Source organism: Candidatus Accumulibacter necessarius (genome assembly GCF_036625085.1).
This window is the reverse complement of sequence record NZ_JAZKUM010000009.1, coordinates 69,718-81,711: the sequence shown is the minus strand read 5'-3', so window position 1 is coordinate 81,711 and position 11,994 is coordinate 69,718. Positions and strand designations below refer to the sequence as shown.

The 11,994-nt window shown below is 58.6% G+C and carries 10 protein-coding genes; all 10 read left to right on the top strand.

Translation table 11 applies throughout. The annotated features are described in order from the left end of the window. Nucleotides 1-13: 13 nt before the first annotated feature. Nucleotides 14-1,315: an NADH-quinone oxidoreductase subunit NuoF gene (gene nuoF, locus V5B44_RS21430; protein WP_332361182.1), complete on the top strand. Its 1,302-nt coding sequence runs from the start codon at nt 14-16 to the stop codon at nt 1,313-1,315. Between the two features lie 11 nt (nt 1,316-1,326). Then, the gene (gene nuoG, locus V5B44_RS21425; RefSeq protein ID WP_332361087.1) at nt 1,327-3,654 is read left to right on the top strand and encodes an NADH-quinone oxidoreductase subunit NuoG; all 2,328 of its coding nucleotides are present in this window, start codon (nt 1,327-1,329) and stop codon (nt 3,652-3,654) included. Beyond that, nucleotides 3,651-4,703, top strand: a complete 1,053-nt coding sequence (nuoH, locus tag V5B44_RS21420) for an NADH-quinone oxidoreductase subunit NuoH (RefSeq protein WP_332361086.1) — start codon at nt 3,651-3,653, stop codon at nt 4,701-4,703. The genes nuoG and nuoH overlap by 4 nt, the downstream gene beginning before the upstream one ends. 10 nt (nt 4,704-4,713) lie before the next feature. Then, nucleotides 4,714-5,202, top strand: coding sequence for an NADH-quinone oxidoreductase subunit NuoI (gene nuoI, locus V5B44_RS21415; RefSeq protein ID WP_332361085.1), 489 nt, complete (start codon nt 4,714-4,716; stop codon nt 5,200-5,202). Between the two features lie 12 nt (nt 5,203-5,214). After that, entirely contained in the window at nt 5,215-5,817 is a 603-nt protein-coding gene (locus tag V5B44_RS21410) for an NADH-quinone oxidoreductase subunit J (RefSeq protein WP_332361084.1), read from the top strand. Nucleotides 5,818-5,908: 91 nt separating this feature from the next. Beyond that, nucleotides 5,909-6,214: an NADH-quinone oxidoreductase subunit NuoK gene (nuoK, locus tag V5B44_RS21405; RefSeq protein ID WP_332361083.1), complete on the top strand. Its 306-nt coding sequence runs from the start codon at nt 5,909-5,911 to the stop codon at nt 6,212-6,214. Between the two features lie 2 nt (nt 6,215-6,216). Further along, nucleotides 6,217-8,307 (top strand): NADH-quinone oxidoreductase subunit L, encoded by a 2,091-nt coding sequence (gene nuoL, locus V5B44_RS21400; protein ID WP_332361082.1) that lies wholly within the window; start codon nt 6,217-6,219, stop codon nt 8,305-8,307. A 23-nt stretch (nt 8,308-8,330) separates the two neighbouring features. After that, nucleotides 8,331-9,815: an NADH-quinone oxidoreductase subunit M gene (locus V5B44_RS21395; RefSeq protein WP_332361081.1), complete on the top strand. Its 1,485-nt coding sequence runs from the start codon at nt 8,331-8,333 to the stop codon at nt 9,813-9,815. A gap of 27 nt (nt 9,816-9,842) precedes the next feature. Continuing rightward, nucleotides 9,843-11,315 (top strand): NADH-quinone oxidoreductase subunit NuoN, encoded by a 1,473-nt coding sequence (gene nuoN / locus V5B44_RS21390; RefSeq protein ID WP_332361181.1) that lies wholly within the window; start codon nt 9,843-9,845, stop codon nt 11,313-11,315. 62 nt (nt 11,316-11,377) lie between these two features. Further along, a complete protein-coding gene (locus V5B44_RS21385) occupies nt 11,378-11,938 on the top strand; it encodes an NUDIX hydrolase (protein ID WP_332361080.1) in 561 nt (186 codons plus the stop codon). Nucleotides 11,939-11,994: the final 56 nt, after the last annotated feature.

Genomic DNA, 11,994 nt, shown 5'->3' with positions numbered 1-11,994 from the left:
TGCACTCAACCCGATGCTCAGCGTCGGTCTGGATGGCGACAATGCCTGGCGCCTGGCAGATTACGTCAAACGTGGTGGCTATACGGCGCTGCGGCGAATTCTTGAAGAAAAACTGCCGCAGGGCGACGTGATCAACGAGGTCAAGAAGTCGGTTCTGCGTGGTCGCGGTGGCGCGGGGTTTCCAACCGGCCTCAAGTGGAGTTTCATGCCCCGCTCGTTCCCGGGCGACAAGTACGTCGTCTGCAATTCGGACGAAGGCGAACCCGGCACCTTCAAGGATCGCGATATTCTGCGCTACAACCCGCATTCGGTGATCGAAGGGATGGCGATCGCCGCCTATGCGATGGGCGCTGCGCGTGGCTATAACTACATCCATGGCGAAGTGTGGGAGATCTATCAGCGATTCGAGGAAGCGCTGGATGAAGCACGGGCGGCTGGTTTTCTCGGTTCTGACCTCCTAGGTTCGGGTTTCAACTTCGATCTCTTTGCGCATCACGGCTACGGCGCCTATATCTGTGGTGAAGAAACGGCACTGCTGGAGTCGATCGAAGGCAAGAAGGGACAGCCCCGGTTCAAGCCACCTTTTCCTGCCTCGTTCGGCCTCTACGGCAAACCGACGACGATAAACAACACCGAAACCTTTGCCTCGATACCTTACATCATCAACCTGGGCGGCGAGACCTATCTCGAAGCGGGCAAGGCGAACAACGGCGGGACCAAGCTGTTCTCGGTTTCGGGGCACGTCAATCGGCCCGGTAACTACGAGATTCCCCTCGGGACGCCTTTCGCCACCCTTCTGGAAATGGCGGGTGGCATGCGCGGTGGCCGGCAACTGAAGGCCTGCATTCCAGGGGGGTCGTCAGCGCCGGTGGTGCCGGCTGCCGCGATGATGGACTGCACCATGGACTACGATTCGATCAGCAAGGCTGGTTCGATGCTGGGGTCCGGCGCGGTCATCGTCATGGACGAGACGACCTGCATGGTGAAAGCGCTCGAGCGGCTCTCATTCTTCTACTACGAAGAGTCGTGTGGACAATGCACCCCCTGCCGCGAAGGCACGAGTTGGCTGTACAAGGTGGTGCACCGAATCGAGCACGGAAAAGGTCGCCCCGATGACCTTGATCTGCTCTCGAGCGTCACCACGAACATCATGGGTCGCACCATTTGCGCGCTTGGCGACGCCGCATCCATGCCGGTACAGAGCTTCATCAAGCATTTTCGCGACGAGTTCGCGTACCACATCGAACACAGGAAGTGCCTCGTGCCCGTTGATGTCCAGCGCGCCGGCAGTGGCTTCTTTACGGCAACGGTTTAGGGTACGAGACGATGGAAATCGAAATCGACGGCAAGGTGGCCCATGTGCCTGACGGCAGTACCATCATGGATGCCGCGCAGCAGCTTGGTGCCTATATTCCGCATTTCTGTTATCACAAGAAGCTTTCGATCGCCGCCAACTGTCGCATGTGCCTGGTGCAGGTCGAGAAAGCGCCGAAGCCGCTGCCGGCCTGCGCAACACCGGTGACCAACGGCATGCGGGTGTTTACGCATTCGGAGCTGGCAGTCAAGGCCCAGAAGGGCGTGATGGAGTTCCTGCTGATCAACCACCCGCTCGACTGCCCAATCTGCGATCAGGGTGGCGAATGCCAGTTGCAGGATCTGGCGGTCGGCTACGGTGGCAGTGCCTCCCGCTTTCATGAAGACAAGCGGGTCGTCTTTCATAAGGACGTCGGTCCGCTGATCTCGATGCAGGAGATGGCCCGGTGCATCCACTGTACTCGCTGTGTTCGCTTTGGGCAGGAGATTGCCGGGGTGATGGAACTCGGCATGGCCAGTCGCAACATGCACTCGGAGATAACGACCTTCGTCGGCCGGTCAGTCGATTCAGAGCTGTCGGGCAACATGATCGATCTCTGCCCGGTGGGTGCGTTGACCTCCAAACCCTTCCGCTATTCGGCCCGCAGTTGGGAGCTGTCGCGGCGCAAGTCGATCAGCCCGCACGACAGTATCGGCGCCAACCTGACCGCGCAGGTCAAGAACAATGTCGTGCTGCGTATTCTCCCCCGCGACAACGAGGACATCAACGAGTGCTGGATCTCGGACAAGGAGCGCTTCTCGTACGAAGCGCTTAATTCGCCGGCCAGGCTGCGGAAGCCGATGGTTCGGGTGGACGGCGCGCTGCGCGAAGTCGATTGGAACGTCGCACTTGACTATGTCTCGCATGCGCTCAAGGACGTCGTCAGAAACAGCGGCGCCGAATCGCTGGCGGCTCTGGCATCACCGCAGGCGACGCTCGAAGAGCTGTATCTGCTGCAGAAGCTGACTCGTGGGCTTGGCTCAGGCAACGTCGACTTCCGGCCGCGGCGACGTGATTTTTCGGCCGACAGCAAGCTTGGCGGTGTGCCGTGGCTCGGCCTGAAACTGTCCGAAATCAAGGATCTCGACGCGGCAGTCGTGGTTGGCAGTTTCTTGCGCAAGGACCATCCCCTGTTCGCCCAACGTCTGCGTCAGCTGGCCAAGAAGTGGGGCAAGGTCAGCCTGCTTTCGGTGAGTGGTGACGATCCGCTCATCAAGTTGCACGCGCAAGTGACGGTCTCGCCTGCTGAACTGCCGCTTGCCCTGGCGGCGGTTGTCAAGGCGGTTGCTCAACTCAAGGGCGAGGCGGTGCCTGCGGGACTCGAAGCCGTCAAACCCTGCCCGACCAGCGAATCAATTGCCAAGAGCCTGCTCGAGGGTAACAAGCGGGCGATCTTTCTGGGTAACGCTGCCGAGCAGAATCCGCATGCGGCCCAACTGCACGCCCTGGCAAGCGAACTTGCCCGGCTGACCGGGGCCAGTTGCGGCTTCATCGGCGAAGCAGCGAACAGTGTCGGCGGTTACGTGGCGAAGGCCTTGCCGACCGCGCTCAACGCTTACGAAATGTTTGCCCAGCCGCGCAAAGCCTACATCCTGCTCGGCGTCGAGCCCGAACTGGATTGCCATCACCCGCAACAGGCGGTTGCAGCGCTCAAGGGGGCGGCACTGTTGGTTTCGCTGACGTCTTTCAGCGACGGTGCTGCGCGTGACTACGCCGATGTCCTGTTGCCGATCGCGCCTTTTACCGAAACCTCAGGCTCCTTTGTAAACACGGAGGGCCGTCTTCAAAGCTTCAATGGTGTCGTTCGCCCACTCGGTGATTCGCGTCCAGCCTGGAAGGTGTTGCGCGTGTTGGGGAATCTGCTCGGGCTGCCCGGTTTTGACCAGGACTCGAGCGAGCAGGTACGTGACGAGATCGTTCCGGCGGGTGAAGGCTTTGTCGATGGTCTGAACAACAGCATCAATGGCGTGCCTTTGTCTCTGCCTGCTGCGGTCGGTTTTCTGCAGCGCGTGGCTGATGTGCCGATCTATTTTACTGACCCCCTCGCGCGGCGTGCTCCGGCACTTCAGAAAACGCACGATGCCGTTGCGCCGACCGCGCGAATGGGTGGGCAAACCTTGCAGACGCTTGGTCTCACCGATGGAGCCACCGTGCGGGTTTGGCAGGGGAGCGGCGAGGCCGTTCTCACGGCACGTGTCGACGAGGCCGTGCCCGCGGCCTGCCTTCGAATCGCCGCGGCACATGTTTCGACGGCAGCGCTGGGTGACATGTTCAGTGCGATCAACGTGGAGCGTGCATGATGGTCGATGCGCTGCAGGAACTGTTAAAGGGTCTTTTTGGGTCGGCTTTTCCTTTGGTATGGACACTGCTCAAGATTGTTCTGATCATCGCGCCGCTTCTGCTTGCCGTTGCCTACCTGACGTTCTGGGAACGCAAGGTCATCGGCTGGATGCAAGTACGTATCGGACCGAACCGTGTCGGGCCCTGGGGACTGATTCAACCGATCGCCGATGGCCTCAAGCTGTTGCTGAAGGAGGTCGTGATCCCGACCGGATCCGACAAGGGCGTTTTCCTGATCGCGCCGATGTTCGCTTTTGCACCGGCGCTGGCCGCCTGGGCAGTGGTGCCGTTCAACGATACGCTGGTGCTGGCGAATGTTAACGCCAGCCTGCTCTACATCATGTCAATCACGTCGATCGGTGTCTATGGGATCATCCTCTCCGGCTGGGCGTCGAATTCGAAATACGCCTTCCTTGGCGGCATGCGTTCTGCGGCGCAGATGATTTCGTACGAAGTGGCCATGGGGTTGGCGCTGGTGGTGGTGCTGATGGTTTCAAACAGCCTCAACCTCGGGGATATCGTGAGGGGCCAGGGCCAGGGCTACTTTGCCGACAAGGGGCTCGGGTTCCTCTCGTGGAACTGGCTGCCGCTGCTGCCAATGTTTGTCGTCTATCTGGTGTCGATCGTTGCCGAGACCAACCGGGCGCCGTTCGACATGGCGGAAGGCGAGTCCGAAATCGTGGGTTTCCACGTTGAGTACTCCGGAATGGCTTTTGCGGTCTTCTTCCTTGCCGAATACGCGAACATGATCCTGGTGTCGACGCTGACGTCGATTCTGTTCCTCGGCGGCTGGCTGTCGCCGATCGGCTTCCTGCCGGACGGCATCCTGTGGCTCTTCCTTAAAATCTCCGCAGTGCTGTTCTTTTTCCTCTGGATTCGCGCCACATTTCCCCGCTATCGCTACGACCAGATCATGCGTCTTGGCTGGAAGGTGTTCATCCCATTGTGCCTGATCTGGCTCGTCGTCGTCGGCTGCTGGATGATGTCGCCGCTGAACATCTGGAAATGAGAGGCTAGCCATGGGTTCGATGAAGGAAATTTTCAACAGTCTCTTGCTCAAGGAGCTGTTCAAGGGGATGTCGGTCACCGGGCGCTACATGTTTGCCCGCAAGATCACCGTCCAGTATCCGGAAGAAAAGACACCGCAGAGCTTTCGCTTCCGTGGCCTCCACGCGTTGCGACGCTATCCGAACGGCGAGGAGCGGTGCATCGCGTGCAAGTTGTGCGAGGCGGTCTGCCCGGCGCTGGCAATTACCATCGAATCGGATCAGCGTGACGACGGTTCGCGCCGCACGACGCGTTACGACATTGACTTGACGAAATGCATCTTCTGCGGTTTCTGTGAAGAGGCCTGCCCGGTCGACGCCATCGTTGAAACGCGGATCTACGAGTACCACGGGGAAACGCGTGGTGACCTCTACTACACCAAGCCGATGTTGCTGGCCAATGGCGACCGCTACGAAGCGCAGATCGCAGCAGACCGCGAACTCGACTCGAAGTATCGCTGACAGGCCGACGCGATGGAATTCAAGACTTTCGTTTTCTACTTTCTCTCGGCAATTCTGGTATTTGCCGGGCTGCGCGTGATCACTGCACGCAACCCGGTGCACGCCGCGCTGTACCTGGTGCTCGCATTCTTTACTGCGAGCGGTGTCTGGATGTTGTTGCAGGCCGAGTTCCTGGCCATCGCACTGGTGCTGGTCTACGTTGGCGCGGTGATGGTTCTCTTTCTGTTCGTGGTCATGATGCTGGACATCAATCTGGATCGTCTGCGCGAAGGGTTCTGGAGCTATTTGCCGCTTGGTTCGATCATCGCGTTACTGATGGTCGCCGAAATGGGACTTGTACTTGGCGGGAATTACCTTGGGCTGTTCGAGAGTTCAGTCCCGCAGTCTAGTGCCGAATACAGCAATGTGCAGGCTGTCGGGCGACTGCTATTCACCGAGTACGTCTATCCCTTCGAGTTGGCCTCGGTGATTCTTCTTGTGGGGATTATCGCCGCCGTAGCGCTGACCCAGCGCGGGAAGCGGAAGAACAAGTCGGTCAGCCCCAGCCAGCAGGTTTTCGTCAAAGCCGGGGATCGCGTACGCGTGCTGCAGATGCCCGCCGAGAAGAGCGACTGACGACGCGTTCGAGGCAATCACCAAGACTCAGAATAAGACGGAGTGGCGGCGGCGACGCCCCACCTCATGAAGAAGGAATCAGGGAGGCACCTTGCTTACACTGTCCCATTTTTTGATCCTGGGCGCGATCCTGTTCGCGATCAGCGTCGTCGGCATCTTCCTCAACCGCAAGAACCTCATCATCATACTGATGTCGATCGAGCTGATGCTGCTGGCGGTGAATCTGAATTTCATCGCCTTCTCCCACTACTTGCAGGATCTTGCCGGGCAGGTGTTTGTCTTCTTCATCCTGACCGTTGCCGCCGCCGAGTCGGCAATCGGGCTGGCGATTCTCGTGGCGCTGTTCCGCAACCTGAAGACCATCCACGTGGATGATCTGGACAGCCTGAAGGGTTGAACATGGAAATGCAAAAGCTCTACCTGCTGGTTCCACTGGCGCCGCTTGTCGGTGCCATCATTGCAGGTCTGTTCTGTCGCGTGATCCCGCGCTGGGTAGCGCATACGGTGACCATCGCCGGCGTGGCGATCGCCTGCATCGCGTCGTTCGTGATCTTCAGGGACGTGATGGCCGGCAACACCTACAACGGACCGGTTTACCAGTGGCTGACCTCGGGCGACTACCATTTCGAGGTTGGTTTTCTGATCGATCAACTGACCGTGACGATGATGCTGGTCGTTACCTCGGTGTCGCTGATGGTGCATATCTACACCATCGGCTACATGCAGGACGATCCCGGCTATAACCGCTTCTTCAGCTACATCTCCCTGTTCACCTTCTCCATGTTGATGCTCGTGATGAGCAACAACTTCATGCAGTTGTTCTTCGGTTGGGAGGCTGTCGGCCTGGTTTCATACTTGCTGATCGGCTTCTGGTATACCCGGCCGACGGCGATTTTTGCCAACCTCAAGGCCTTCCTGGTCAACCGGGTGGGTGACTTCGGCTTCATCCTGGGCATTGGCCTGGTGCTGGCCCACTTCGGCACGCTCGATTACGCCGCCGTTTTTGCCAAGGCGCCGGAACTGGCCGCCCATACCCGGCTTGCGCTGTTTGGCGAAGGCGAGGGGGTCGCGCTGATGACGGCGATCTGCATCCTGCTGTTCATCGGAGCGATGGGCAAGTCGGCGCAGGTTCCCTTGCATGTCTGGCTGCCCGACTCGATGGAAGGTCCGACCCCGATCTCGGCGCTGATCCACGCGGCCACGATGGTCACCGCCGGCATCTTCATGGTCGCGCGCATGTCTCCGCTCTTCGAGCTGTCCGACACGGCGCTATCCTTCGTCATCATCATCGGTTCGATCACCGCGCTGTTCATGGGTTTCCTCGGCATCATCCAGAATGACATCAAGCGGGTGGTGGCCTATTCGACGCTGTCACAACTCGGCTACATGACGGTCGCCCTCGGTGCTTCGGCCTATTCGGTTGCCATCTTCCACTTGATGACACATGCTTTTTTCAAGGCGCTGCTCTTCCTCGCCGCTGGTTCGGTGATCATCGGCATGCACCATGATCAGGACATTCGTAACATGGGTGGCCTGCGCAAGTACATGCCGATTACCTGGATCACCTCCCTGATCGGTTCGCTGGCGCTGATCGGCACGCCGTTCTTCGCTGGCTTCTATTCCAAGGATTCAATTATCGAGGCGGTTGCGCTTTCGCATATCCCGGGCGCCGGATTCGCCTACTTTGCGGTAATGGCGGGAGTGTTTGTTACCGCTTTCTATTCGTTCCGGATGTATTTCCTGGTGTTTCACGGCGCGGAGCGTTTCGGTCTTGCGGCGCCACACCACGAAGACCATGCTGCGCACTCGAAGGCAGAGCAGCATGCCGAGCCCGATGGTTCGCATGCCGACCAGGATCACCATGCGGACGATGCGCATGATGAACACCATCACGGTCTTGCTCCGGGTGAGAAGCCGCATGAGACGCCGTGGGTGGTAACGCTGCCCCTGATCATGCTGGCCATTCCCTCGGTGATCATCGGCTACATCGGGATTGGCCCCATGCTCTTTGGCAACTTCTTCAAGGACGCCATCGTCATTGATGCCGAAGCACATCCGGTCATGACCGAGCTCGCAACCCATTTCCACGGCGCGTTCGCAATGGCTACGCACGCGCTTACCACGCCAGTGTTCTGGCTGGCATTCACGGGCGTGGCGCTGTCCTGGTTCTTCTACATGAAACGTCCGGATATCCCGGAAGCGATCAAGGCCCGTTCCGGTTGGCTTTATTCGCTGCTGGAAAACAAGTACTACTTTGACAAGTTCAATGAGGTGTTCTTTGCCGCAGGCGCGCGCCTGCTTGGGCGGGGCCTCTGGAAGGGTGGCGACGCTGGCCTGATTGACGGCATCATCGTCAACGGCTCCGCACGTTTCGTGGGTTGGTTTGCGACCGTGGTTCGCTTGTTCCAGACCGGCCACATCTACCACTACGCTTTTACGATGATTATTGGCGTGTTCGTCTTGATGACCCTTTGGGTCACGCGCGCCTGAGCTAGAGAAAGACTGGGAACGATATGTCAGGCACGCCGCTTCTCTCTCTTGCCATCTGGGTTCCGATTCTCGCCGGTTTCGTTGTTCTGGCTACGGGCTCCGATCGCAATGCACCGCTGGCAAGGATGCTGTCGCTGATTGGTGCCGTTGCGGGCCTGCTGGTGACGATCCCGCTGTACACGGGTTTTGACATGCGCACCCCGGCGATGCAGTTCGTCGAGCTTGCCACCTGGATCCCACGTTTCAATGTCAACTACCATCTCGGCGTCGACGGCATTTCGATGCCCTTCGTGATCCTCAACAGTTTCATCACAGTCACCGTTGTTCTGGCTGGCTGGCAGATCATCGACAATAAGGTCGCGCAGTACAACGCGGGCTTTCTGATCATGTCCGGTCTGTTGAACGGTATTTTCTCGGCCCTTGACGGCGTCCTTTTCTACGTGTTCTTTGAGGCCTCACTGATCCCGCTATATCTGATCATCGGTATCTGGGGTGGCCCCAACCGTGTCTACGCGGCGTTCAAGTTCTTTCTCTTTACGCTCTTTGGTTCGCTTCTCTTTCTCCTCGCGCTGCTTTACCTGTTCATCAACTCGGGTGGCAGCTTCGCGATCCTTGACTGGCACCAGCTGCCTATCGGGATGAGTGCCCAGACCTGGCTGTTCCTGGCCTTTCTGGTCGCCTTCGCTGTCAAGGTGCCGATGTGGCCGGTGCATACCTGGTTGCCCGACGCGCACGTCGAGGCGCCGACCGGCGGCTCCATCGTCCTGGCTGCCATCGCGCTGAAGCTTGGCGCCTATGGTTTCCTCCGTTTTTCGCTGCCGATTGCGCCGGATGCCTCGCATGAGCTTTCGGGCTTGGTCATTGCACTGTCACTGATCGCGATTATTTATATCGGCTTTGTCGCTCTGGTTCAGGAGGACATGAAGAAGCTGGTTGCCTATTCGTCGATTGCCCATATGGGTTTCGTCACGCTCGGTTTCTTCATGTTCAGCGCGATGGGGATCGAAGGCGCCTTGGTCCAGATGATCTCGCACGGTTTCGTATCGGGCGCGATGTTCTTCGCCATTGGCGTCATGTATGACCGCGCGCATTCGCGTCAGATTGCCGACTACGGCGGCGTGGTCAATACGATGCCCAAATTTGCCGCCTTCTTCATGCTTTTTGCCATGGCCAACGCCGGCCTTCCGGCGACCTCCGGCTTTGTCGGCGAGTTCATGGTCATCCTCGCGGCAGTCGATTACAATTTCTGGGTGGCCTTCGCCGCTGCCTCGACGATGATCGTCGGTGCTGCTTACACACTGTGGATGTACAAGCGCGTGGTGTTTGGCGCGGTGGCAAATCACCACGTGGCCGATCTGACCGACATCAACGCCCGCGAGTTTCTCGTTTTCGTCCTCTTCGCCATCGGTGCGCTGGGCATGGGTCTTTATCCCCAACCGTTTACTGAAGTCATGCACAGCTCGGTCAATGAGTTGCTGCGTCACGTCGCCCTCAGCAAGATCCAATAATTGGTAGCCGCTATGACTCTTGCCGAAATGCAGTTCCAGATGCCGGACCTCCGCCTTGCCAGCGCGGAGATCTTCATGTTGCTGATGGCTTGCCTGATCCTAATCCTGGACCTTTTTGTCAAGGACAGGAAAAGGACGGTGACGTTCGTTGCCACGCAGTTGACCCTGATTGGAGCGGCCGTGGTTACCTTTGCCACGAGTTCGGGTGAAATTGCCTACACGTTCAGCAACATGTACGTCGGTGACCTGATGGGTGACCTGCTGAAGCTGCTTCTTTACCTGACAGTGATTGTGGTTCTGTTTTATTCGCGAGGCTACATCCTCGAGCGGGAACAGATGGCCCGCGGCGAGTATTACTCTTTGGTACTGTTTGCGACCCTCGGCATGATGGTCATGATTTCAGCCAACCATCTGGTCACTGTCTATATCGGTCTCGAGTTGCTGTCGCTCTCTCTCTACGCCCTGGTGGCGATGAATCGTGATTCGGTACCGGCAACCGAAGCCGCGATGAAGTTCTTCGTTCTTGGCGCGCTGGCTTCCGGTCTCCTGTTGTACGGCATGTCAATGATCTACGGAGCGACTGGTACGCTGGAGATCACGACCATCGCCGAGCGCCTTTACACGGGGCAGGCGGACAAGTCAATCCTCGTGTTCGGCTTGGTCTTCCTGGTTTCCGGCCTGGCCTTCAAGCTCGGCGTCGTCCCTTTCCACATGTGGATTCCCGACGTCTATCATGGCGCGCCGACGGCGGTCACGCTTTTCATTGCCACGGCACCTAAGCTGGCTGCCTTTGCGATGGTCATCCGCCTGTTGGTGAACGGGCTGATTGTCCTTGCCCAGGACTGGCAGACGATGCTGATCCTGCTCTCGGTTCTGTCAATGGCCATCGGCAACATTGCCGCCATTGCGCAGACCAACCTGAAGCGGATGCTGGCCTATTCGGCGATTTCGCACATGGGCTTCATGCTGCTCGGAATGGTGACCGGCGTTGTTGGTGGCGACGCGCGCTTTGCGCTCAACGCCTACAGTTCGTCGATGTTCTATGTCATCACCTACGTACTCACCAGTGCCGGCACTTTCGGCATGATCCTGCTGCTGGCGCGAGGTGGTCTCGAATCCGATGAACTCGAAGACTTCAAGGGACTCAACAAGCGCAGCCCGTGGTTCGCCGCCGTGATGATGATGATGATGTTCTCAATGGCCGGGGTGCCGTTCTTCGTCGGATTCTTTGCCAAATTCTCGGTGTTGCAGGCCGTGGTCGCCGCTGGCTACCTTTGGCTGGCCATTGTCGCCGTCCTCTTCTCTCTGATCGGTTGCTTCTACTACCTGCGTGTGGTCAAGATCATGTACTTTGATCAACCGACCAATACAGCGCCAATCGTCGCACCGATGGACATGAAGATTCTGATGTCGGCGAACGGCCTGGCCGTGGCGTTGCTGGGGATCTTCCCGCAGGCGCTGATGTCACTATGCGCTTTCTCGCTCTTGCGGTCGCTCTGATTGGTTTGGCCACTTGATCCGAACGCCCCGCCAGTCGGGGCGTTTTAATTGGGAGTTGCGGAATGCACAACGATGACCGTCACCTCTACGAGGAGCTATTGGAGAGCACGCAGATCTTCCGCGGCAAGCTGCTTGACCTGCGTCGCGACCGGGTACGCTTGCCGGATGGCAAGGAGTGCCAGCGTGAATACGTCCGCCATCAGGGGGCGGTAGCGGTGATTGCGCAACTCGCCGATGGACAGCTCCTTTTTGTCCGTCAGTATCGCTATCCACTAAGCCGGTCCTTCCTTGAGCTGCCTGCCGGAAAGATCGATCCGGGCGAAGAAATCCTTGCCACGGGTAGGCGCGAATTGCTCGAGGAGACCGGATACAGCGCGGCGGAATGGCGTCATCTCGGTGTGATGCACCCCTGCGTCGGGTATTCTGATGAGCGAATCGAGATTTTTCTTGCCCGTGGTCTGCAGCGCGAAGCGGAACCGACGCTCGACAGCAGCGAGTTCCTTGATGTGCTCAGCCTGCCGTTGGCTGATGCGCTGGCAGCGGTGCGCGCCGGGGCGATTACCGATGCAAAGACCATCACCGGGCTTCTCTGGGCGGAAAAGGTGCTCCTTGCCGGCTGGTAACTGACCGATCCGGCAGCAGATTGGCCGTAGCCCCAGGAAGGAAGAACCTCTTCGGC